Genomic DNA, 23,325 nt, shown 5'->3' with positions numbered 1-23,325 from the left:
ATGAACCGGATACTGGCGGCGCAACCGGAACGAAACCTGGTGGTCCTTGATGCCGTGCCGGCGCAGCACCGCCATGATGATTTCGGGTGTCGCCTTGTGTTGATAGACTTCGGTGGTCGTCACTGCCGCCAGCCGTCCGAAGTGTGACTTCAGGACAAACTGGTGCATCGTAAAGTCGTTCGTCTTCTGGATGACCGAAACGCGTTCGAGGTAGCCTGAAAACCTCCGCACGGCCCCATCGTCATTCACGATGCTGAAAACTGCATCAAGGTTCACGTAGTCCGCGCGGGGCAGGTGCGACGGATGGGTCGCCTCGATAATCACTTCGGTCGGCTCTCCCATCGCTTCGATGGCCGTGAACGACACGACCGATAAATCTAGCGCGCTCTGCGTTCCGGGAACCTCAAGGTGATACGCCTGCATGCCCGTAATATCGGGACGTAGTGGATCAAACTCCGCCATGCCTTCTCCTTTTTCAGACCGGCGGATCGTGTTGCAGGCATCCGCCCATTTCCACTTCCAGAAAAGGAAAAATAGGGCATCTCCAGGTGCGTGGGCTATACCGAAATTGAATACTTGACGTGGCGCAAGCTCACCGACGCAAATGCAGAAGTACAGGTCTTTGCATCCATCTGCATAACGAAACATTCCGTGCACGGCAAAGTGCCATCTTGCTGTCGGGGCGCGCGGTTCGAACTGCCGTATGCGCTCCTGCAACTCGTCAATATGACGGGCAACATCGGCTGCGTTACCCACTGATCTCGCCACGCTCCAGCACAAGATCACCCACGCCTCCGCAGACCGCAAGCCGATCATGGCGTCGATCGCAGCCGAAATCGTAAGGAAAATGTCAAAAATAGCCCCGAAACCCACACTTTGCTCAACCTCCGACTAAGCATACCTTCAGATTCCCCACAAACCATCCGTTAAACACGATGGCGCTGCACCTGTGCATCGTCACGCGAATCAATCGAAGACGGCTGGAGAAAAACGAACGTGAAGCGAATAACGTTGAATCAGAAAGCCTGGAGCATCGTCGGGCTGCTGTGGATCTCGCTCGTCGTGATGGTGGTGGCCAACGCCCTCATGACGCGCTCGGGCATGGTGACGGACCGCAAGAACCTGGTGGAGCAGGAGACGCAAACCGCATTGGGCGTGGTCTCGTACTACCAGAAGGAAGCGGCCGCCGGCCACATGAGCGCCGACGACGCGAAACGCCTCGCCATCGCCACGCTGCGCGGCACGCGCTACGGGGACGACCAGAGCGGCTACTTCGGCATTTACGACAGCAACGCCATGGCGCTGCTCGTGCCGCCCAAGCCGGAAATGGAAGGCAAGAGTCAAGCGAACATGACGGACCCGCGCGGCACGCATGTGGCACTCGAGATCGTCAAAAGCTCGTCCACTGGCGGCGACGGCTACAGCAGCTACTGGTGGCCGAAGCCGGGCAAGAGCGCGCCGGTCGAAAAGATCACGTATTCCGTCCTCGTGCCGGGCTGGGACTGGCACATCTTCACCGGCATCTATACCGACGATATCGACGACGCCTTCAGCAGCGCGCTAATCAGCAATCTCATGCTCGTGACGGTGATCGGCGCGGCCGTGACGCTCGGCCTCATGTGGCTCATCCGCACGATCCGCCGCAGCCTTGGCGGCGAGCCGGAATATGCCTCGGAGATCTGCCAGCGCATTGCCCAAGGCGATCTCACAGCGCATGTGAATCTCGCGCCCGGCGACCAGCACAGCCTGCTCCACTCGATGCAACAGATGCAGCGCCAGTTGGTCGACACCGTGCAGCGCATTCAGACTTCCGCCGAATCGATCACGACGGGCGCCAAGGAAATCGCGGCGGGCAACTTGGACCTTTCCTCCCGCACCGAGGAACAAGCCGCCTCGCTCGAGGAAACGGCCGCCAGCATCGAAGAACTCACGACTACGGTCAAGCACAACACCGACAACGCGCGCCAGGGCAACACGCTCGCTGTGAACGCATCGGAAGTCGCCGCGCGCGGCGGCGAAGTCGTGCGCCGCGTGGTCGAAACGATGAACGAGATTTCGAGCAGTTCGCAGCGCGTGGAGCAGATCATCGGCGTGATCGACGGCATCGCCTTCCAGACCAACATCCTCGCGCTCAACGCGGCCGTGGAAGCGGCGCGTGCCGGCGACCAGGGCCGTGGCTTCGCCGTCGTGGCAGGCGAGGTGCGCAGCCTCGCGCAGCGCAGCGCCACGGCCGCCAAGGAGATCAAGGATCTGATCGGGCAGTCGGTCGCGCAAGTGTCGGAAGGCACGCGGCTCGTTGACGAAGCGGGTAAAACCATCGACGAGGTGGTGATTTCGGCGCGCCGCGTGGCCGACCTCATGGGCGAAATCGCAGCGGCTTCCGAGGAGCAGCACACCGGCATTGAACAGGTGAACCGCGCCGTCGCGCAGATGGACGAGGTGACGCAGCAAAATGCGGCGCTCGTGGAGGAAGCATCGGCCGCGGCGCAGTCGATGGCGGCGCAGTCGAATGGGTTGCGCGATGTCGTGACGGTGTTCCGGATCGGGGCGCAGGCTGTGTCGGCGGCTGCGTCAGTCGTTGCAGCGCCTGCTCAAAGCGCGCGTGCCGTGCGCCCGGCTGCACCGCCCAAGCGCCCTGCCCCCGCCCGTGCGAAGCCCGTGGAAACCACGCCGGTCCGCAGGGCCGCGAACGCAGCACCCGTGGCAACGGCCAGCCCCGTGACCACCGCGCCTAACGAAGCCGCAGACTGGGAAACGTTCTAAGGGCGGCACGTCATCACGCAAGGCCAGCGCCCTCACCCGGCGCGCCTTGCCCCGCTCGCCACGTAGCAAACGTAATCAACCCGGGCGCAAGACCCGGGTCGTCGATACGAGTCCAGCTCGTATGCGTATCGTCGAGTCCCGGCACCGGCTGCGGCGTCGCAAACTCCACGCGCGACATGCCGGGCCGATACGCCTCGTTCGGCCAGTAGACCGGCATGATACGGCGCGCCGCCATTTCCTCGCGCAACGCTTCGGGGCCGCCTTCGTCCGCCACGACATCGCATTGCGCCGCCCAGTCGTGACTATCCCACGCGAGAAACACGCCGGCGTTGCCAACGGCGTCGAACGTCAGCACGGCATTCTGCTCGGGCCGCCAGTAGTATTCGACAATACGCTCGCGCAGCGCGACTTCGTGCAGCGCGTCGGCAATAAGCCGGTTCGCGTAGATCGCACCCACGCCATGCACGCCGATATGGCCGCGCCGCGCGCAGAACTTGCGCTTGGCATCGTCGATCGCGCCGCGAAGTTTGCGGGTCATCGCGGGATCGGACTTCTTCACGTAGAAGTCGATCAGCCCCGCGTTGAACGCCTCCACCGCATGCGATTCGTCGGCCGTGGCCGTGAGCAGGATGCGCGTGCACGCCACGTCCTTCGCGGCGGCGAGAAATTCAACGCCGGTCATCTCCGGCATTTCGTAGTCCACGACGAGCGCGGCGATATCGCCAAAGCGCGCCGCGTCGGCCATCACGTCATCGCCCAGCGCGTTGCCGCCCCGCTTCTCGAACTCCGACCATGCGGCACCCGACGCGGGATTGCGAGCACGCTGCCGCGCTTCGTGTGAGGCGACGAAGGCGAGCGTTTCTGCCGCGCTCGTGAAGTAGCGGTCCGTGCCCGCGCCCGGAAAGAGGCCACGCAACGCGTAGAGAAAGTCGGGGCTGTCGTCGAGAAAAACGACGGAGACGGGATGAAAAACCGGCTGTCTGACGATGGAACTCATGCTGGATCTCGGTTAAGCACACTGCGCTTCATGCGGCGCGCTCGACACCTGGCGCTGCACCGCGAGGAAAACATGTCGATTATGCGGCGTGAGCCCTGGACACAGCAACCCGAAGCCGCATATGCGCGCTACAACGACAACACGCGCAAACGTTATCGCGCCCAGCGACCATCAACCGGTTTGCGTATGTGAGGAGCACGGTATTGGATAAAGAGGAACGCGAAGAGAATGGTGCATGCCTCCTTTTCTCCGGAGGCACGCGCGGCTGCCGCCTGCAGCCCCTATCTGGAGTGACTCTGATGTACGCACGCGAATCCATTCCCGCCGTCCTTTCCCGTGGCACCGCCGGATTCTCCGACGAAATCATGGAAGCTACGCCGACCAAAACGTTCCATCACGTCATCGATATTTACCTGAAGGACTCGAACGCGTTCATGAATACGTATTTCGCCCGCTATTTCGAATGGCAGGGCATTTGCCGCGAACGCTGGTTTCACGAGTGCATTCACAACAATCTGCTCGCCTCGGGCGGCGTGTTCGTCACCAAGCGCGCGCACCAGGAATACGTGCAGGAAACCTTTCCGTTCCAGCGCGTGGATTGCTACCTCAACACCTTCCAGGTGCGTCAGTGCTCCGCGTATCTCGTGTTCCGCTTTTGCGTGGACGGGCGGCCCGTTTCGCTCGGCTATCAGCAGATTCTCTTCGCTGGTACGGACAAGCGCATTCGCCGCTTTCCGCCCGGCATCATCGAGCGCGTGAAGGAATACGAGCTGGTCCTGCCGTCGGGTTCGAACTAAGCGTATTGAACCCGGCTACATGAACTAGCCCGCGAAATCCTGCCCCGCCGGAAAGCGGCGGGGTTTCGCCGGCGCGTCGTGCAGCGCGCGGTCGGCGCTCGTGCCGGGCTCGGGCAGGCGGATCGTGAAGGTGGTATGGACATGCGGCACGGACGCGCACGCTATCGTGCCGCCCAGCGCCTCGGCCACGCGACGGCAGAACGTGAGGCCCATGCCGGTGCCGCGCCCGTGCGCCTTGGTCGAATAAAACGGATCGAACACGCGCGGCAGGATATCGGCGGGAATGCCGCAGCCGTTGTCGGTGAAGCGCAGCACGCAAAAGCCCGCTTCGCTTGTCGCATCGATCTCCACGCGGCCCACGTAATCGCTCACCTTGTCGCTTCTTTCGGCGATTTCCGCGTGAATCGCGAAGAGCGCGTTCTTGAGCAGATTGAAGAGCACGAATACAACGAGCGAATCCGAGCCCGAGAAACTCAGTTGCGCGTCCATAGGCGCCACCTCCACCATGTCGCGCTCGCCGGTGCGAAACGGAAAGCGCTCGAGCGCTGCATTCACGCAGGAGCGCACCGGGTAGGTCTCGAAGCTGCGCCGATCGAGCCGGTCGAGCGTAAACGAAGCCAGCGACATTTCGACCACCGTGCTCGTGCTGTCCACCTGGCGTCGTATCGACGTGGCAAGCGACGAAAGGCGCTCCGACTGCCCCGGATAGAGTCCGTCCACGCACAACTGGTGCTGCACGGCCAACTGGTAGCCACGCATGAGTTCGGGCAGCACGTTGCCGATTTCTTCGGCATGCATGCCGATGGCCGCGAGCGGCGTCGCGACCTCGTGCGCCACCGTGGCCGCGATGAGGTACGGGCGCATGAGCCCGTAACGCACGATCGTGACCGCGAGAATGCCAAGGCTGATCGCGATGAACACCGCGCCCACGGGATAGAACGCGAGCCCGTAGTTCACGGCGTAGTCGGTGGCGGCGAGCGCGTACAAGCCGAGGCTCACGAAGCACAGGTCGAGCAGCTTGCGACGGTCGTGCGCCTGCGTCTGCCGGCGCGCGGCGTACAGCAGCCACGCGCTGCGGCATGCGAGCAGCACCGTCTGCGCCACATGCACCGGATGCAGCATGCCCGCCTTCGGATACTTGCCGAAAAAGAAGGTGCCGTAGCCGTCCACGACGGCATCGCTCAAAAGCAGCAGCACCGCAAGCAGCACGCTAAGCAGATAGGACGCGACGAGGAGCGGGCGTTCGCCGCGCCGGGCGCTCACTTCGGTCACGAAGTGATAGAACGTGGTGGGCAGAAAGAGGATGAAGAAGTATCCGGCCTTGACGAGCGCGGCGGACAGATCGGGGTCGGACGTCTGGAACAGAAACGCCCAGGTGCCCTGCCAGAAGAACGTCGTCGCGCACATCAAGGCGAACGGCGCCGAGAGGCGCGTGAAGCCCTCGGTCAGGAGCACGTAGACGCCGAATCCGAGAAATAATGCGGACACGAACGCTGGCAGGATCGAATACATAGTCTGTCGCGTGGGTTCTTGTTATTACCGACCTGGTTGGCGCGGCGCGTTCCCTGCAGCGTCCCCGTGCGCCTAATGTGCGATTCTTCGCAGGCCTGATCTCGCCGCAAATGCAAGGCGCATGAAATGCGCGCCGATCGAATCAATTTTGCCGATTATCGCCGCTAATCCCTTGTTGCGGCGAAATTTTCCGGTTGGCGGCACTGCCGCTATGCGCCGCGAATCCCCGATGGCCCAATTTCGGTCGAATTGGCAGAAAACAACGGTATCCGTCGATTGAGGACAACCCTGGCGCCGCCCAGAATAGAGGTCATCACCCACCCCGACGGAGCACCCTGATGACCCCGACCCTCGCCGATGTCGCCATCCCCGACAGCAAACTCGCCCGCGAAATTACCGAACTGGTGCGCGATACCGAATCGCCGCTGCTGTTCCATCATTCGAGCCGCGTGTACTACTTCGGCGCGCTGGCCGGCCGCCGGCTCGGCCTGAAGTACGATCGCGAACTGCTCTACGCGGGCGCAATGTTTCATGACATGGGCCTCACGCACGCGCACAGCAGCGACCACGAGCGCTTCGAAGTGGATGGCGCAAACGTCGCGCGCGATTTCCTGCGCGGCCACGGCATCTCGCAGCAGGACATCGACCTCGTTTGGACCGCGATCGCGCTGCACACGACGCCGGGCATCCCCGAGCACATGCATCCGGTGATCGCGCTCGTCACGGCGGGCGTCGAAATGGACGTGCTCGGCATTGCCTACGACCGTTTCAGCGACACCGAGCGCGAGGCCGTGGTCCACGCGCACCCGCGCAGCGAGCACTTCAAGGAAGAAATCATCCAGACCTTCTACGACGGCATCAAGCACAAGCCCGCCACCACCTTCGGCAACGTGAAGGCCGACGTGCTCGCAGACAAGGACCCGCATTTCCACGCCGGCAACTTCTGCAGCGTGATCCGCCATTCCGCCTGGCGCGGTTGAGTCTCACCGGGAGCGATCCGGGACGCCTGAGGCGGTGTTAGGCGCGGTTCTGACGCGCGATGCTATGCTCATCGCGATGCCCGGAAACGCGCCGCCGGGCCACGCCGCACCGCGTTGCGCGCGCGTCCATTCGCTGTCCCGGGGGGTTCATGCAGCACACGCCTGGCCGCACGCGGCCGCACGGTTTTTCCAGCATGGTGATGAAACGCCCGCATCTCGTGGTGACGGTGTGCTTTCTCGCCGCCATGGCGTTGGTGAGCGGCCTGGGCCTGCGCCAGCTCTACCAGATGACGCGCAACGACCTTCATAGCCGCCAGCGCGACCTGGAGGTGCGGGCCGTGGGCGTGGACGCGCTGATCTCCGCAGAGCGCCGGCGCCTGCTGTTCCTGCGCGACTACGCCGAACACGTGCTCGCCTCGCCGAGCCAGCAGCGCGCCGGCCTGCAGGATCCCGTGGTACAAGCGGCGCTGCGCGATAGCGACAAGCTGACATGGGAAGCCCCCGGCGCGATGGACGGACCGCTCGTTTTGGGCACCAACGCACAAGGGCTCGCGGGAATCGAAGGCTTTCACCGCGACGCCGCGACGCTGCCGGCCGACATCGTGCTCGCGCGCTCGATCAGCCCGCTCGTCGCGATCAGCCAGCAAGCCGATGCAGTGCAAAGCGCGGTCGCCTACATCTCGGCCAACGGCCTGTATGTGCTGTCGCCCGAGCGCCCGGACGCGCCCGCGCGCGATCTGTTGCGGCGCTTTAGCACGATGCCCTACTACCGCCTTCACCTCTTCGGCCAGAATCCGCGACGCGACATTGTCTGGACTCCGATCTATACGGAAACGAAAAAAAGCGAGGCGATTGCCACGCTCAGCGCGCCCGTCTACGCGAACGGACGCTTTCGCGGCGCCGTGGTGATGGACGTCGCGCCCTCGCGCCTGCTCGCGCTCCAGCTTGCCTCCGCCAACCTGACCGAGGACGAGGAGCCTGCCGAGTTCGGTCTCCTGAACAAGAACGGCGACCTGGTCTATTTCGTCGATGGCAAGATCACGGCGCAGCGTCCCGCGAGCTTCGATCCGGATCTGCTCGACATGGCGCGCGCGCAGGCGGCGGCATGGATGCAGCGCGGCCAGGGCTACGCTCAGCGAGGCGGCCGCTACCTGCTCTTCCAGCACGTGGGGGACTCGCACTGGATCCTGCTCACGAACACGGACGACTCGGAGCTCACGCTCGCGGCGGCTCGCCGCGTGTTCAGCAGCCCGCTGATCGTCGCGTGGCTGGCGATCGCCGTGCTGCTCGTCGGCACGCTGTTCATCGTCAAGAACATATTCGGCCAATACGTCGACGCGAGTTCGCGACTCGAAACGCTCGCGCGCAGCGATCCGCTCACCGGACTCGCGAACCGGCGGCGCTTCCTGGAGGTCTTCAATGAGACGCTGGAGCGCGCCGCCCGCGAAGGCGGCGGCGAGGCGGCCGCGCCCGTCGTGGCCATGCTGATGCTCGATATCGACTTCTTCAAGCGCGTCAACGACCGCTTCGGACACGCGGCGGGCGACCGCGTGCTGGTGATCTTCGCAGACATCCTGCGCAAGAACCTGCGCAGCGCGGAGATGCCCGCGCGCGTGGGCGGCGAGGAGTTCGCGGCGCTGCTGCCCGGCGCCGATCTCGCCACGGCGGCGGCCGTAGCCGAACGCATCCGCCGCGCGGTCGAAGCGCACGCGGCGGACTCGGCGCACGCCGCCAGCGCGACGGGCGAAGCCCAGAACCCGGATGCGGATGCGATTGCATTCACCGTTTCGATTGGCGTGGCGGCCAGTCCCGCCGATTGCCCCGCCCACTACGAAGCGCTCATGTCGGTAGCCGACCGGCGGCTATACGCCGCGAAGGAAAGCGGCCGCAATCGCGTCGTTGCAGAGGATTCCCGATCGATCGACCCTGCGCGCGCTTGATGGGTGCCTGACGTCGGCCTGACGATCCCGTTGGCCGCGTTCATGCGCCACGCATGAGCGGGAGAGCCGGCGGCCACTCCAATTGCGCTCCCCGCGCTGGACAACAGCACGTCGCCGCCATCGGAAAGACGCTACCATCGGCAACGGCGAAACGTCGAAGGCCGCGCGTCGCCTTCGTTCGCGATGCCGGAGCCCGACCGTCCACCATGAGCAGCCGACTCACCGCCCTGACGACGTTCTGTGTCGTGGCGTTCGCCGTCCTGGCAACGCTCACGGCCGCGGTGTACGCCTCGAACGCCGTCGACGAACGCCAAAAGCGCGACCAGGTCGATGTCTTTTCGAGCCGCGCGCTGCTGCGCGCCGAACTCGTCACGGCCGAAGCCGAGTCCGCACTGCGCCAGCTCTTGCCATACGGCAGTGGCCCCTGCACGAGCGACCACCTGGAGCGGCTGCGTCAGGTCGAGGAACAGTTTCGATACATTCGCGAAGTCGCCTGGACCGATGGCGTGCGGCTGCGCTGCAGTTCGCAACGCGGCGCCGTCGATACCGCATTGCCGCCACCCGAATGGACCTACGCCGACGGCTTCACCGCCTGGCATAGCGAAGTCGGCAAGCGCGGCAACGAGCGGCGCATGCTCAATGTGCGCCTGGGCAATCACGTCGTGGTGATCGATCCGCGCTTCTACCTCGACATCGTGCCGCTCGACGACACCATCGAGCTGGCCGTGCTCGAAACGCAGGACGGCGCCGTCATTTCAAGCTGGCCACAGGCCGACGATGCCCTCGCACGCGCAGCGTTCAAGCGCACCAACAGCAGCCCGTATTTCGAGGGACGCTATTACGTCGTCGAACGCTCGAGCCGCTTTCCCCTCGCCGTGGTCGCATGCGAACCCGAGGACCGCATGCGCCGCGACCTGCCCGCGCAGCTCAGAACGCTGTTGCCGCCGGCGCTCGTCCTGAGCGCATTTGCCACGTGGCTCGTCATGCGCTGGCGCCGCAAGCTGCGCACCCCGCGCAACGCGATACTGCAGGGCATCCGGCGGCGCCAGTTCGTCGCGTGGCTGCAGCCGCTCGTCTCGCTGGAAAGCGGACGCTGTGTCGGCGCCGAAGCGCTCGTGCGCTGGAAGCTCGAAGACGGCTCCGTCGTCGCGCCGGACACGTTCATTCCCATGGCGGAATCACTCGGTCTCGTCGAGCCCATCACCGACCAGGTCGTGCGCTCCGTGTTCGAGGGCGTGGGCGCCGTGCTGGCACGGCGCCCCGATTTGCACGTCTCGCTCAACCTTGCCGGCAAGGATCTCGCCGGCACACGCGTGCTCGACGTGCTCAAGCCCAGCCTCGCCAAATATGCGGTGCGCCCCGAGCAGATCTGGTTCGAAGCGATCGAGCGCACGCTCATCGACACGGCCGGCTCCGCGCCCGTTCTCGAGGCGTTTCGCGCGGCCGGCCACCGCATCTTCATCGACGATTTCGGCACGGGATATTCGAGTCTCTCGTATCTGCAGGAACTGCCGGTGGATGGCATCAAGATCGACCGCTCGTTCATCCGCTCATTCGCGAGCGACGAGGACATGAACAAGATCGTGCCACACGTGATCGACATGGCGCGCAGCCTCGACCTGCTGATGGTCGCCGAGGGCGTGGAAACCGAGGCGCAAGCGCAGTATCTGCGTGAACGCGGCGTGCAGTACGCGCAGGGCTGGCTCTATGCGAAGGCCATGCCCGCCGACGAATTCCTGCGCTATCTGGAGCGAGAAGCGGCGCGCACGCACAAGGCTTGAAGGTGGTGCACGCTCAGACGAACGGACTCGGCAAGGTGGCATGCGGCAACCCGCCAGGCAAGTGCCGAAACCCCAGGGCGCTATGCGCCGCGGCCTTGCTGAGTACGGCGCTGTCGTAGCCACGGCCGGCAAAGCGCACGACATCGACAAGACTAAAGCCTTGCGCACGATAGAACGCGATGAGGTGGGCGGCGGGAAACGGCGTATCTAGCGCGAGTTGCGTGTAGCCGCGCGCAGCCGCCCAACGCCCCGCGAAAGCAAGCAGCGCACGGCCGATACCGTGTCTCTGCCATTTGGGCTCGATACCGAACTGATGGACCGAAGCGACGCTGCGCTGGCGATAATGTTCGCACTGCGAATGATTATCGTGACCTTCCAGCGTGAGCGTGCCGACGATCCTGCCATTGCAGACGGCGACGAAGCAGTCTCCAGCCAGCGCGCGTTCACGCGTGAGGCTCGCCGCCTGATCGACGCATGAGCAGTGCAATCCGAGCGACGCGAGCCGCGAGAACGCGCGATGTAGCAAACGCGTGAGCGCTTCCCATGAGTCGTGGCGCGGATCGAAGCGCCTCAGCACGAGCCGGCCGAGGCCGGGCTGCACGGAGGTGACCTGCTCATCCGGGCGCTGGGTTGCACGCAAGATCGACATGGCGTCTCCTGTCGTTTCGATGCGTCCAGTCTAGGGTTTGCCCGGAAGGGTCACAAGAAAAAATGTCGTAAAAACCGGCGCGAGGAGCGTGAACGCCGTGATGTGTGAGCACTAGGCTTGTGCCGCCATGCGCTCCACCACAGCGAGCACGATGCGCCTCGCAGAATCGATATGCGCCACGGTCAAGGCGCGCGCGCTGCGCGCGTTGCGTGCGAGGCACGCTTCGAGGATTGCCTCGTGTTCGTGCTGAAACGAGGGTGTACCGGCAAGCAACGTGTTCTGCAGCCGCTCGTAACGCTCCACCTGCGCGCGCAATTCGCGGATAGCCGCCAGTTGGCGAGCGTTGCCGCACGCGCCGTAAAGCAGTTCGTGAAACTCGCGGTTGAGCTCGCCCTGCTTTTGCGTGGCCGCCGCCTCACCCAGCAGCCGGTGGACGAGTTCCGCGCGTGCGAGCGTTTCGTCGTCGATGCGTTTGACGCTATGAAAGATCGCGTCGCCTTCGAGCAGCGCGCGCAAGCCGTAGAGCTCCTCCACATCTTGCTCCGAGAGCATGCGCACGACCGCCCCGCGATTGCGGAAAATCTCGACGAGCCCCTCGCGCGCGAGCCGCTGGATGGCTTCGCGCAGCGGAATGCGGCTCACCTCGAAACGCTCCGCGAGATCGCGCTCGACGAGGCGCTCGCCACTGACCAGCTCGCCGCTGACGATCAGATCGCGCAACCCGGACGCAACCGCGTCCGCCGTGGAGTCGAATCTTGTTTCCATGTGTATTTGGCCTTTTGCCGCCCAGTTCTCATTTGGCTCACTTCGGCATAATGGTATACCAAAATGCCGAATAAGGTCATAATGACGTACCCCTTTTCGAGGCAAAAACGGAGAGTCAGCATGGCGCACGGCGAACACACCTACCGCGTTTCGGTGCAATGGACGGGCAATCGCGGCAGCGGCACCTCGGGTTATCGCGACTACGACCGCGATCACGTGATCCGCGCAAGCGGCAAGCCGGACATTCCGGGATCGTCGGACCCGGCCTTTCGCGGCGACGCCGCGCGCTGGAATCCCGAGGATCTACTCGTGGCTTCCGCTTCGGCGTGCCACAAGCTCTGGTATCTGCACCTGTGCGCCGAGGCGGGCATCGCGGTGCTCGCGTATGAAGATGAGGCCGAAGGCACGATGGCCGATACGCCGCAGCGCGGGGCCTTCACGAAAATCGTGTTGCGCCCGCGCGTGACGATCCGCGCGAGCGACAACCGCAGCCTCGCCGAGCGGTTGCATCATGCAGCGCACGAGCAGTGCTATATCGCCAATTCGGTGAACTTTCCCATCGTTTGCGAGCCCGCCATCGAACTGGGTGCGTAGGCGCTCGTGACCAGCTGACGCGGCTCGGCCAGCCGCGTCGCCCCCAGGAAATGCCGTCAAAAGGTCTCAATCGCGACGGATCACTAAAACGATCGATAACATTTCAGCGATCGATCTCCGTCTGAAGCAGCCCCATATATCTCGCATGCGATTTAATCTTATACGCTTGACATGTTGAAACTTCTCGTCCATTATGCATCGCATGCGATTCGATCTTACGCGACGCATATCATCCAACCCCAGATTTCATCAAGGACCGCAACATGGCAACGATCGACAAGGTGCTGTTCTCGGGCAGCACCCACACCACCATCAACCACGACCCCGCAGCGCAACGCGGCGAATTCGGCGTGGTCGACCTTGAGCTCTCGTCTTCAACCGGTGAAACGCTCGACATCGTCGCCACCGAACCGCACCCGCGCGCCGAACAGTTGTTCGCGGGCGCATGGTCTGCCTGCTATATCTCCGCGCTCGGCATCGCGGCAACGCTTAAGAAAGTCACACTGCCGCCGGACGCTGCGGTGGACATCCAGGTCGATATCGGTCAGACCGGCGCCGCCTGGTTCCTCGGCGCGCACTTCACGGTCACGCTGCCTGGCGTCGCGCAAGACGTGGCGGAGGCCATCGCGCGCAGCGCTCATCAGATCTGCCCGTACTCGAAGGCCGTGCACGGCAACATCGACGTGAGCCTGACGGTCGTGACCGCGTGAGCGGCAAACGCAATGACCTCGTTCACGCAAACCCACTGAACTTCACCTAGCGAGACCCACCATGAAAACCCGACTCATCGCCACGCTCCTCATCGCCTTCTCGGCTGCCGCAGCCGCCCCCGCATTCGCCAGCGGCTACGGCCCAGCCCCGGGCTATCGACCCGAAGTCGGCGCACCGGCTTCGCAACGCGGCCAGAGCCTGCAAACGCTTGCCGCAGAGCGCAGCGACAGCGCCAACGCAGCCACGGCGTACGGCGGCGCGGCCGATGTCACATCGGGCGCGGGCAGCCGCGTCACCCTGGAGCGAAACAGCCTCTTCGCCCACCATTGATTGCGCCACTGCGTTGTGGCTGTTTCGCCGGGCATCGCAATGGTGATGTACGGCGAGACCGGTGTCGGCGTACGATATAATCGCAAGCGATTTATTCAACTTTCGAGCCATTGAGGCCTTCGTCTGAAGAGGATCACCATGAAATCGACGGACCATCCGGCGCAGGGCGCCAAGCCCATGCCGCTCGCAGACTTTCTTTGCTTTGCGGTGTACTCGACCAATCTGGCGTTCGGCAAGGCGTACAAGCCAATCCTTGAAGAACTCGGGCTGACCTATCCGCAGTACATCGCGATCATCGCGCTCTGGGAGCAGGACAATCAGACGGTGAGCGGCCTGGGTGAGAAGCTGTTTCTCGAATCCAACACGCTCACGCCCATGTTGAAAAAGCTCGAAGCGATGGGATATGTGGAACGGCGGCGCGATCCGGAGGATGAGCGCCAGGTGCGCGTGAACCTGACCGCGAGCGGCCGGAAGCTGCGCGAAAAGAGCCTGAAAATCGGGGATCTCGTCGGTGCGACCGGGCTGGGTCACGAGGAACTCGCGAAATTGCAGAAGGCGATCGTGCACCTGCGCGCCAACCTGATTCGTTCACTCGACACCGAATAGCCTTCGCACCGACGCGCAGGGTTTGCGCAGGCATGTTTTAGTCTTTAATAGTCAGGAATACGATACATCCCTTGATTGCCGAGGCGCATATGCAAGCCTGAAGTTTCCTGCTCGCCACGGCACGACATCTTTAACAGGAATTTGTATGTCAACCGATCTTCATCCCTCTCCCGTTTCGCGCCGGCACTTCATCGGCGCGGCCGCCACTCTGGTTGCAGGCGCCGCAATGAGCCGGCTCGCCTTCGCAGAATCAAAGCCGTCGGCAAGCGGAATCACGCAGATTGCCGCGGGCAATCCGACTTCCATTCGTCCACTTCGCGTGCATGTGCCAGAATCGGCGCTGACCGATCTGCGACGCCGCATCGTCGCGACGCAATGGCCGGAGCGCGAAACGGTCGACGACGCCTCGCAAGGCGTGCAGCTCGCAACCATGCAAAAGCTCGCCAATTACTGGGCTAACGACTATAACTGGCGCAAGGTGGAAGCGAGACTCAACTCGCTGCCGCAATATGTCACGGAGATCGACGGGCTCGATATTCACTTTATCCACGTGCGCTCGCAGCACGAGAACGCGCTACCGATTATCGTCACACACGGCTGGCCCGGCTCGATCATCGAGCAACTGAAGATCATCGAACCGCTCACCAACCCGACCGCCCACGGCGCAAGCGCATCCGACGCATTCCACGTCGTCATTCCTTCGCTTCCTGGCTACGGCTTCTCCGGCAAACCGACGAAGACCGGCTGGGACCCCCAGCGTATCGCTCGCGCCTGGGCTGTGCTGATGGACCGGCTCGGCTACGAGCGCTACGCGGCACAAGGGGGCGACTGGGGCAATGCCGTGACGGAACAGCTGGCCCTGCTCAAGCCTGCAGGACTCGTCGGCATTCACACCAACATGCCCGCGACCGTGCCCGACGCTATTGCCAAATCGCTCAAGGACGGCACGCCGCCCCCTGGCGGACTCTCTCCCGAAGAGCAACACGCGTACGACCAGCTCGATTACTTTTACAAGCACGGCTTGGGCTACGCGCTCGAAATGGCGAACCGCCCGCAGACGCTCTACGCCATCCAGGATTCGCCAGTGGGCCTCGCGGCATGGATGCTGGACCACGATGCGAGCGGTCAGGCGATGATCGCGCGCGTGTTCGAAGGCCGGCCCGAAGGCCTGACAAAGGATGATGTGCTAGACAACATCACGCTCTATTGGCTGACGAAGACGGCAGTCTCGTCTGGGCGGCTGTATTGGGAAAACAAGCTCAACTTTTTCGAGCCCAAGCATGTGGAACTGCCGGTTGGCGTAAGCGTCTTCCCGGAAGAAATCTACGCCGCGCCCAAGAGTTGGACGGAACGCGCCTACCCCAAGCTGATTCACTACAACCGCCTTCCGAAAGGCGGCCATTTTGCAGCGTGGGAGCAGCCTGCTGAGTTCACGGAAGAAGTTCGCGCAACGTTCAGGACGCTGCGTCAGCCGGCCTGACGAAATATGGCGCGCGTGAGCGTTCGAGAGGCCGGTGATTTTATCAAGGACTCCGAATGCTCACGTCGCCGCCTGCCGCATAAATCCCGAGCGCCATGCGGCGAACCGACACAACGGACACGCCCCTTTCCCAAATACTGCGCAGCAGGGCCGCCAGCGTTGCTCAAGGGGAAAAACAGCGCATATTTCAGCGCTTTTCCACGAATCGAAGTTCACGCGCTTCGCAGACAATACCGGTCATAGCCAGATTTTCGGCTATTTCAAACATGCGCCTACCGGCGCAAGCAAAACTTCGATGTCAAAAAAAGAAAGGTGATTGTCTTGTTTGCCCGGATTTTCCTGCTATGGATTGCATCGTTGATGCTGGTGCAAGTCGGTTTTCGATATCTCGATGCGGATTCGCCGCTGAATTTCGGCGACATGGCATTCGATCCGGCTCCCGCGACGCACGCCGCCCAACTGCAGGACGCCGAACTGGAACTGGAACTGGCCGCACAAGGCGCGAGCGTCCATGGGATTGCCCCGTTGGTGTCGATCAAACCGGCCATCGTCGACCTCGGCGCAAATGTGACGCCTCATCTGCGCGATGCGATTTGGGCACCGCATGCCGGGGCGTCATCGAACGACTCGTATCTGCGCGAAGCCTGTTCGTCTGGCGTCACGCGCCTGAAGAAGGTCACGCGCTGGTTTGACGCGCGATTCGCTGCGCTCCTACTCGCGCTCTGCGCGCTTCTGCTCGCGCTGCGCACCTGGTGGCTACGGACGGTACGCCACGATCTGCTCGCCATGATTGCCACGCTGCGCATCGCGACGAGCGGCGCCGCTCCAGCGCCCGCGCTCGCGGACTGCCCGCGCAAACTGCATGGCCTCGTCCGCGCGATCGGCGATCTGTTGTGCCGCCGCGGCGGCACGGCCGAAGACCAGTCGGCCACGTTCGCCGCTTTCCTGCGGCAAATCGAATCGCGGGTCGCCCGGTTGCGCGCTTATGCCATGAACGTCACGCGCTGGAATTTGCGCGTGGCCCTCGTCGAGGACATCGATCTCTTTCAGGATCTCGCGCGGCAGTTCGTCGACACGGCCGGCCATGGCGGCGCGAATCATGCGCCAGTGAACGTGGACGCGTATCTGAAGGACCGGTTCGTCTACGGCGCGAACGCGGACGCGAGCATCGTGCTCCGGCTGGACGCCGGCGAGGCGTTTGCGCTGCCGCGCTCCGCGCTCGCGCGGCTCGTTGACAATCTTGTCGGCAACGCACAGGCGCACGGCAAACCGCCCATCGAAATCTGCACGGCGCGAGGCGCGCGCACGTGGACCTTGAGCGTGCGGGATCACGGCGAAGGCGTCGGTGCGAGTCTGCCCGAGGGTGGCACGCTGGCGTCGCCGATGCTCGCCTCGCGCGCGGCAAGCCTCGGGCTCGATTCGCACTGGGGCATGGGCCTGTCGATCGTCCGGCGCCTCGTGCGCCTGTGCAACGCGAAGCTCAAGATCGGCAATCATCCCGAGGGCGGCCTGTGGGTGCGCGTGATCGTGCCGATGGACAAAACCCGTCAAGCCTGACGGGAATCCCCGCCCCTCAAGCCCCCAGCAGCACGCCGCTGCGTGTCGGCTTCGTGCCTGTTACGCGGCCGAGCGGCGCGCCGGCCGTCACGAAGCGAATCGCCCGTCGCATATAGAAGACGCCCTCCGCGGTGCTCTTTACCGTCACCGTCTCGCCCGTCATCGGGTCGACGATATCGAAGAGCGGATCGTTCTCGCGTATCCAGTCGCCGATCTTCGCGCGGTGCACGAGAATGCCGCTTCGCGGCGCATAGAATTGCGCGCTGCCAGCAAGCGGCGTGGCCGGCATCAGCAGTTCCGGCAACGGCTTCACATCGCCGCCGAGGAGCGCGCCGCGCCAGCGCAGATAGTCGAGCAGCGCATCGGCGTCCTGCTGCGCGCTTTCCCACGACACGTCACGTTGGCCGCGACACTCGATTGTCACCGCAGTGGGACCGGCGGGCACGGGCTGCGTGGCCGGCATCTGTTGACGCAGTTGCCACCACAGCAGGCTATGCGCCTCGTCGAATGCCTGCGCGCCGGAGTCGGTGGCAAGCAGTTGCGCGCGCGAGCCGAGGTAGCGGGCGAGCGGCTCGACATCGGGCCAGCCAGCCTCGCTCGTGTACACGTGCATGACCGCCTCGAGCGAGCAATGCAGATCGATGATGAGATCGGCGTCGTGCGAGAGCCTCAATAGCGCCAGCTGGAGCGAATCGAACTCCGTGAGCGGCTGTTGCGCATCCAGCGCTTCGCACATCAGTTGCCGGATCAGAGCGCGGTTGCGATCGACGTCCGCCCCGAGCGTCTCCTTCGCGCGCGCAAGCAGCTTGGGAAACGCATGGAAATGGCGGTTGAAGTTCCTGCCGCTCGCAAGATCGAACCGGCCGATGAACTGGCCAAGCACGTGCTGATTCAGACCCACAGGATTGGCGAGCGGCACGAGCACCACTTGCGCGGCGAGTGCGCCTTGCGCCTCGAGTTCCGCCAGTTGTGCGCGCAACACCACAGCCGTCAGCATGGCGGGCGTTTCGTCGGCATGAAGCGACGCCTGGATATAGATCTTCTGGCGCGCGTCGGCAGGGCCAAAGTGGAAGCTGGTCAGTTCGCGGTGCGTGCCGGGCGTCGCGCTCAGGAGCGGAATCGATTGCTGGTTCATGTATTCAATGCGGTTTCAAATAAGTGTGCGGCGGCTCAGTTTCCGTACGGATCGAAGTCGAAGTAGCGGCGTGCGATCTGCGCATAGGTGCCGTCCTTCAGCATGCCCGCAATTGCATCGTTCATCTGCGCCTGAAGCGCGGTTTCGTCCTTGCGCATGCCGATCCCCGTGCCGCGGTCGCCCATCGAAATCGGGCCGCCGGCAAACGCAAAGCCGTTGCCCTGCGGCGTGCGCAGGAAGCCATAGTCGGCTTCGACATAGCCCAGCAGCGCGGCATCGAGCCGACCGTTGACGAGGTCGGCGAACACTTCGTCCTGGCTCTTGTAAGTCACGACGTGCACGCCCGCAGGCGCCCAGTTCGCGAGCGCATACGTCTCGAACTGCGTGCCCGCCTGCACACCGACCGTCTTGCCGGCAAGCGACTGTGCGGTAGCGCCGAACGAGGCGCCCTTGCGGGCGACGAGCCGCGACTTGAACTGGAACAACTTCGACGTAAAGAGAATCTGCTGCTCGCGCTTCGCGGTGATCGCCATCGACGACATGACCGCGTCGATCTTGCGCGCCTGCAGCGCCGGGATCATGCCCGAGAACTCCAGTTCGACCCACTGGCAATGCGCGTGAATACGGCGGCAGATCTCGTTGCCGAGATCGACGTCAAACCCTTTGAGCGAGCCGTCGGGCGCCTTGGCGTCCATGGGCGGATAGGTCGGATCAATACCAAGGTGCACGGTGCCGGCCTCGCGCGCGAAGGCACTGCTGCTCAAGGCCACTGCAAGGGAAAGCACGATCGACGGGATTTTTTTCATGATGAGCGGCGGCGAAAAGTGGGAGTCTCCTGACCGACCGATGGTAGGACGCGGCCGCGTTCGGGAAAAGCTCGGATTCGTCTATCATGATCACATCTACCGATCACAACGAATCGTCATCCATGAGTCTCACGCTTTCCCAGTTGCGCGTCTTCGTCGCCGTCGCCCAGCGCGGCAGTGTGCGGGCGGCCTCGCGCGCGCTCGGCGTGGCGCAAAGCGGCGTGACGCAGCAACTGCAGAATCTCGAAGCCGAACTCGGCGGCGCGCTGCTCACGCGCACGAATCGCGGCGTGACGCTCACGGTGCTCGGGCAGCGCCTGCTGGTGCGGGCGGCATCGATTCTCGGCGAGTGCGAGCGCGCGAGCGAAGAGGCGCAGCAACTGCGCGGCGACTACGCGGGCGAAGTGGCGTTCGGCCTTACGACCGACCCGCTCATGGACGCGCTCGTGCCCGTGCTCGGCCAGTACAGCACGCGGTTTGAGCGCGTGGCGCTGCGTCTGCGCACGGGCACGTCGCGCATGATGATTTCGTGGATTCGCGAAGGCACGCTCGATTTCGCGCTCGCGCTCGTTTCGGACCAGACCGATACGACCGATCTTTCGGTGACGGAGCTTTATCCGTCGGATCCGGTCGTCGTCTGCCGCCGTGACCATCCGAAAGCGGGGGCGCGCTCGCTGCGCGCGCTCACGCACTGTGACTGGCTCGCGACGCGCTCGCCCAATATCGCAGACGCCTTCGCTTCGAGCCGGCTCACGACGTTCTTCACCGACCACGGCTTGCCGCCGCCGCGCATCGTCGCGACGGTGGAGGGGCTCTTCGAAACGCTGCATTGGGTCAGCGAGACGGATTGCCTCGCGCTGGAGTCTTCGGTGGTCGCCACGCGCGGGCCGTTTGCCGGGCGACTCACGCGCATCAAGATCGCCGAGCGGCCGGCGGCGCAGCAGGTCTGTCTGCTGCAGCGTGCGGCCGTGCCGCTCACGCCTGCCGCACAGGAACTCGCGACGATGCTGGCTTCGTATGCGCGGGCAGGCCGCGCGCCGCGCTGAGGCGGCAGTTACGCGCCTTGTATATAAGCATTCAGTCCCGACGCAAGCGCCGCGAATGTCACAGCGCAGCGCGCGCTCGTGCGTAAATCCTCATGCATGGCCACCCACGTCTCCAGCGGCAGCGAGAATTCTTCCCGCAGAACGCGTACCAGCTTCGGGTCTCTTGCTGCCAATGGCGACTGGCACCCGCCGATCCCGAAGCCAGCGCGTATCGCGCCCAGTTGGGCCAAGTCGCTATCGGCCCGAAAGGCAAAGTTATTGCGTTTGTAGGCTGCGAACCTGGGCTGGAGCGAGCGAATGAATGCGTTTTCCTGATCGAAACCGATGATCGTATGGCTTGCCAACTCCTTCATCGACCTGGGCACGCCATGAAGCGCCAGATATCGCTCGTGGGCGTGCAGGCCGACTTCGATCGCGCCAATACGTTTGGCAACGAGCGCCTCCTGCACGGGCCGGAACATGCGTATCGCAATGTCCGCTTCACGACGGAGCAGGTCGTCCGCTTTGTTCGACAGCACAAGTTCAATTGACAGCTCCGGATAGTCGTGGCGCAAGGCGGCCAGTATCGGCGGCAAGACCTCGACGCCGATGACTTCGCTCGCCGTCAGCCGGACCGTACCGCGCACGCCCGATCCGTGACTGCTCGCGGCGCGGCGCAACGCCGCCGTGGTCATCGCAAGGCCGACAGCGTACGGCCGCAGTTCATTGGCCGCCTCGGTTGGCGAAAACCCATCGGACGAGCGAGTAAAAAGTGTGAGCCCAAACGTCGCTTCCAGACTTTCGATGTGGCGGCCGACGGTCGGCTGCGTGATGCCCAGCGCGCGGGCGGCCGCCGACAACGAGCCGCTCTCCAGGACCTGGAGAAAACTCCGGTACCACTCCCAGTTCGGTTCCTTTTCGGTCATGTTCGGTTCCCAATTCGGATCTCTGTCTATACATAAATGTATAGCCTATCGACTATTTTCGGTAATTTTCTATTGATGGCAAGCGGCGCAGAATGCCCCTCATGACAGCTCACCCGCAAGGAGAACCGGCATGAACGGCAGCCCCATCAATCGACAGAACCGCGCCCTCGTGCTTGGCGCAAACGGCGGAATCGGCAGCGAAGTCGCGCGCCAGTTGCTCGACGCCGGCTGGCAAGTCCGCGCGCTTCGGCGCGGCGGTGCGCCAGGCACCGCAGCGGCGAGCGCCATCGAATGGCTCGACGGCGACGTGCTCTCGCGCGAAGCGGTGGTACGCGCCGCGCAGGGTTGCGCAGTGATCGTGCACGCCGTGAACCCACCCGGCTACCGGCGCTGGGCGCAGGTCGTGCTGCCGATGATCGACAACACGCTCGCCGCCGCGGCCGCCGTGGGCGCGACCGTCGTCCTGCCGGGCACGGTCTATAACTTCGGGCCCGACACCTTCCCATTGCTGAGTGAGGACTCGCCTCAGCAGCCGCTCACGCGCAAGGGCGCGATTCGCGTGGAACTGGAGCGGCGCATGCGGGCCGCGAGCGAGCATGGTGTGCGCTCGATCGTCGTGCGTGCGGGGGACTTTTTCGGACCGCGCGTGGGCAATAGCTGGTTTGCGCAAGGGCTCGTGAAGCGTGGCGCGCCTGTCCAGGTCGTGCGCCAGCCCGGTACGCGCGGCGTGGGCCACGCCTGGTCATACGTACCCGACGTCGCGCGCACGATGCTCCAACTGATCGAGCGGCGCGACACGCTGCCTGCCTTCGCGACGTTTCACATGGCCGGCCATTGGGACGCCGACGGCTCGCAGATCGTCGAAGCGATTTGCCGCGTCGCCCGCAATCACGGACTGAAGCCGCAACGCAAGCCCTTCGCCTGGGCCTTCGTGCGCGCCATCTCGCCCTTCGTGACGACGCTGCGTGAACTGATGGAGATGCGCTATTTGTGGAGCGAGCCGTTGCAGCTCGACAACGCCCGGCTCGTCAGGGAACTCGGGCGCGAACCTCATACGCCGCTCGACGAAGCCGTCGAGGCCACGCTCATGGGCCTGAACTGCCTCGGCGTCGATGAGCGTGCGCCAAAAGCGGCTTAATTGCCGGGCTTTTATGCCTCAAGCGATTTCCTACGGATTCCGAAGCAGATGAAAGGGCGCCGTTAGGGCGTGACCGGTCCCGACCCAGGCGACAAATACGCGAGTGGATCCACGGCGCGGCCATCCTCTCGCATCTCGAACTGCAACAGCGCCTGACCTTCTCGGCCTACTCCCATCTCGCCGATGGTCGTGCCGCGCTGCACGCTTGCGCCTTCGGCCACCATGAGCCGGCGGTTGTTGCCATATGCGGTGACGAAGTGGTTGTCGTGCTTCACGATGACCATGAGGCCATATTGCTTGAGCTTGTCGCCGGCGTAGACGATCCGGCCGCCATCCACGGCCTTGACCGGCGCGCCCGGACGCCCGGCAATCTCGATGCCGCGCGAACCTTGCACGCCGAACTCGCGCACCACTGTGCCCGCAACCGGCCAGATGAAGCGGTTCGCGGCGGCCTCGGGCAGCGCGACCGCAAGCGGCGGCTCGGGCGCGACGCTCGCGATGCCTGACGGCGGACCCACGCGCAGCATCTGCCCCGCACGCACCGTGGAAGCCGCCTCCATGGCGTTCCATTGCGCGATCTCACCGGACCGCCGCCCGAACGAAGCCGCAATCGAGTCGAGCGAATCGCCGGGCTGCACGCAGTAGTAGCCTGCGGCGGCGCTCACGCATACCCCGGCTTCATAGCTGGGCATACTGAACGGCTTTTGGGCGACACAAGCGGAAAGCAGTCCCAGCGTGACAAGCGCGGCCGCCGCGCTGGCGCGCCATCGCCATGAGCGAAGGTGGGTTGGCATACATCGTTGTTTCATGGCGAATCTCCGCGAATGGCTGAA

The 23,325-nt window shown here is 64.0% G+C and carries 22 protein-coding genes; 13 read left to right on the top strand and 9 right to left on the bottom strand.

The genetic code is table 11. The features are described from left to right. Window positions 1-873 (bottom strand): contractile injection system protein, VgrG/Pvc8 family (locus JMY28_RS39130; RefSeq protein ID WP_236597127.1); only part of this gene is annotated, 873 nt, incomplete at its 3' end. Between the two features lie 138 nt (window positions 874-1,011). Between JMY28_RS39130 and JMY28_RS31035 the strand changes: the two genes are divergently transcribed. Next, the gene (locus JMY28_RS31035; RefSeq protein WP_236597126.1) at window positions 1,012-2,763 is read left to right on the top strand and encodes a methyl-accepting chemotaxis protein; all 1,752 of its coding nucleotides are present in this window, start codon (window positions 1,012-1,014) and stop codon (window positions 2,761-2,763) included. A gap of 13 nt (window positions 2,764-2,776) precedes the next feature. Here the strand turns inward: JMY28_RS31035 and JMY28_RS31030 are convergent, their stop codons facing one another. Further along, the gene (locus JMY28_RS31030; RefSeq protein ID WP_201699736.1) at window positions 2,777-3,760 is read right to left on the bottom strand and encodes a response regulator; all 984 of its coding nucleotides are present in this window, start codon (window positions 3,758-3,760) and stop codon (window positions 2,777-2,779) included. Between the two features lie 299 nt (window positions 3,761-4,059). On the opposite strand from JMY28_RS31030, the gene JMY28_RS31025 reads away from it, so the two are divergent. Beyond that, window positions 4,060-4,557 (top strand): acyl-CoA thioesterase, encoded by a 498-nt coding sequence (locus JMY28_RS31025; protein ID WP_069265858.1) that lies wholly within the window; start codon window positions 4,060-4,062, stop codon window positions 4,555-4,557. A gap of 24 nt (window positions 4,558-4,581) precedes the next feature. Here JMY28_RS31025 and JMY28_RS31020 read toward each other — a convergent pair whose 3' ends face one another. After that, a complete protein-coding gene (locus JMY28_RS31020) occupies window positions 4,582-6,069 on the bottom strand; it encodes a sensor histidine kinase (RefSeq protein WP_201699735.1) in 1,488 nt (495 codons plus the stop codon). Window positions 6,070-6,407: 338 nt separating this feature from the next. Here JMY28_RS31020 and JMY28_RS31015 point away from each other — a divergent pair, with 338 nt between their 5' ends. The 3 genes from JMY28_RS31015 (at window position 6,408) to JMY28_RS31005 (ending at window position 10,770) form a co-directional block, all read left to right on the top strand. Continuing rightward, window positions 6,408-7,049: an HD domain-containing protein gene (locus tag JMY28_RS31015; RefSeq protein WP_201699734.1), complete on the top strand. Its 642-nt coding sequence runs from the start codon at window positions 6,408-6,410 to the stop codon at window positions 7,047-7,049. Window positions 7,050-7,198: 149 nt separating this feature from the next. Next, window positions 7,199-8,989, top strand: coding sequence for a diguanylate cyclase (locus tag JMY28_RS31010; RefSeq protein ID WP_201699733.1), 1,791 nt, complete (start codon window positions 7,199-7,201; stop codon window positions 8,987-8,989). Window positions 8,990-9,195: 206 nt separating this feature from the next. Beyond that, entirely contained in the window at window positions 9,196-10,770 is a 1,575-nt protein-coding gene (locus JMY28_RS31005) for an EAL domain-containing protein (RefSeq protein ID WP_201699732.1), read from the top strand. A gap of 13 nt (window positions 10,771-10,783) precedes the next feature. Here the strand turns inward: JMY28_RS31005 and JMY28_RS31000 are convergent, their stop codons facing one another. Both JMY28_RS31000 and JMY28_RS30995 read right to left on the bottom strand, forming a co-directional pair. After that, a complete protein-coding gene (locus JMY28_RS31000) occupies window positions 10,784-11,419 on the bottom strand; it encodes a GNAT family N-acetyltransferase (protein WP_201699731.1) in 636 nt (211 codons plus the stop codon). A gap of 111 nt (window positions 11,420-11,530) precedes the next feature. Further along, window positions 11,531-12,184, bottom strand: a complete 654-nt coding sequence (locus JMY28_RS30995) for a GntR family transcriptional regulator (RefSeq protein WP_201699730.1) — start codon at window positions 12,182-12,184, stop codon at window positions 11,531-11,533. Window positions 12,185-12,304: 120 nt separating this feature from the next. Between JMY28_RS30995 and JMY28_RS30990 the strand changes: the two genes are divergently transcribed. The 6 genes from JMY28_RS30990 to JMY28_RS30965 all read left to right on the top strand — a co-directional run bounded on the left by JMY28_RS30990 (window position 12,305) and on the right by JMY28_RS30965 (window position 17,462). Next, complete coding sequence (locus JMY28_RS30990; RefSeq protein WP_201699729.1) at window positions 12,305-12,778, top strand: OsmC family protein; 474 nt, start codon at window positions 12,305-12,307, stop codon at window positions 12,776-12,778. A 263-nt stretch (window positions 12,779-13,041) separates the two neighbouring features. Continuing rightward, window positions 13,042-13,488 carry an Ohr family peroxiredoxin gene (locus tag JMY28_RS30985; protein WP_201699728.1) on the top strand — a complete coding sequence of 149 codons (447 nt, stop codon included), beginning with the start codon at window positions 13,042-13,044 and terminating at the stop codon, window positions 13,486-13,488. A 61-nt stretch (window positions 13,489-13,549) separates the two neighbouring features. Further along, window positions 13,550-13,819, top strand: a complete 270-nt coding sequence (locus JMY28_RS30980) for a hypothetical protein (RefSeq protein WP_201699727.1) — start codon at window positions 13,550-13,552, stop codon at window positions 13,817-13,819. A 138-nt stretch (window positions 13,820-13,957) separates the two neighbouring features. Next, the gene (locus tag JMY28_RS30975) at window positions 13,958-14,425 is read left to right on the top strand and encodes a MarR family winged helix-turn-helix transcriptional regulator (RefSeq protein ID WP_201699726.1); all 468 of its coding nucleotides are present in this window, start codon (window positions 13,958-13,960) and stop codon (window positions 14,423-14,425) included. A 145-nt stretch (window positions 14,426-14,570) separates the two neighbouring features. Next, entirely contained in the window at window positions 14,571-15,905 is a 1,335-nt protein-coding gene (locus JMY28_RS30970; RefSeq protein WP_201699725.1) for an epoxide hydrolase family protein, read from the top strand. Between the two features lie 321 nt (window positions 15,906-16,226). Further along, window positions 16,227-17,462: a sensor histidine kinase gene (locus JMY28_RS30965; protein WP_201699724.1), complete on the top strand. Its 1,236-nt coding sequence runs from the start codon at window positions 16,227-16,229 to the stop codon at window positions 17,460-17,462. A 16-nt stretch (window positions 17,463-17,478) separates the two neighbouring features. On the opposite strand, the gene JMY28_RS30960 is transcribed toward JMY28_RS30965, so the two are convergent. Together JMY28_RS30960 and JMY28_RS30955 are read right to left on the bottom strand one after the other, a co-directional pair. Then, window positions 17,479-18,597 (bottom strand): succinylglutamate desuccinylase/aspartoacylase family protein, encoded by a 1,119-nt coding sequence (locus tag JMY28_RS30960; RefSeq protein WP_201699723.1) that lies wholly within the window; start codon window positions 18,595-18,597, stop codon window positions 17,479-17,481. 35 nt (window positions 18,598-18,632) lie between these two features. Continuing rightward, on the bottom strand, window positions 18,633-19,403 hold the full coding sequence (locus JMY28_RS30955) for a transporter substrate-binding domain-containing protein (RefSeq protein WP_201699722.1): 771 nt from the start codon (window positions 19,401-19,403) through the stop codon (window positions 18,633-18,635). A 122-nt stretch (window positions 19,404-19,525) separates the two neighbouring features. Here JMY28_RS30955 and JMY28_RS30950 point away from each other — a divergent pair, with 122 nt between their 5' ends. Then, a complete protein-coding gene (locus JMY28_RS30950; RefSeq protein ID WP_201699746.1) occupies window positions 19,526-20,449 on the top strand; it encodes a LysR family transcriptional regulator in 924 nt (307 codons plus the stop codon). Window positions 20,450-20,457: 8 nt separating this feature from the next. Here JMY28_RS30950 and JMY28_RS30945 read toward each other — a convergent pair whose 3' ends face one another. Then, the gene (locus JMY28_RS30945; protein WP_201699721.1) at window positions 20,458-21,354 is read right to left on the bottom strand and encodes a LysR family transcriptional regulator; all 897 of its coding nucleotides are present in this window, start codon (window positions 21,352-21,354) and stop codon (window positions 20,458-20,460) included. A gap of 130 nt (window positions 21,355-21,484) precedes the next feature. Between JMY28_RS30945 and JMY28_RS30940 the strand changes: the two genes are divergently transcribed. Then, window positions 21,485-22,492: an NAD-dependent epimerase/dehydratase family protein gene (locus tag JMY28_RS30940; RefSeq protein WP_201699720.1), complete on the top strand. Its 1,008-nt coding sequence runs from the start codon at window positions 21,485-21,487 to the stop codon at window positions 22,490-22,492. Window positions 22,493-22,554: 62 nt separating this feature from the next. On the opposite strand, the gene JMY28_RS30935 is transcribed toward JMY28_RS30940, so the two are convergent. Then, the gene (locus JMY28_RS30935) at window positions 22,555-23,184 is read right to left on the bottom strand and encodes a peptidoglycan DD-metalloendopeptidase family protein (protein ID WP_201699719.1); all 630 of its coding nucleotides are present in this window, start codon (window positions 23,182-23,184) and stop codon (window positions 22,555-22,557) included. Between the last annotated feature and the right edge of the window lie 141 nt (window positions 23,185-23,325).

It is taken from the genome of Paraburkholderia hiiakae (assembly GCF_904848665.1).
Lineage (GTDB): Bacteria > Pseudomonadota > Gammaproteobacteria > Burkholderiales > Burkholderiaceae > Paraburkholderia > Paraburkholderia hiiakae.
Note: the sequence above shows the minus strand (reverse complement) of the source record. Positions and strands in the feature narration are given on the sequence as shown.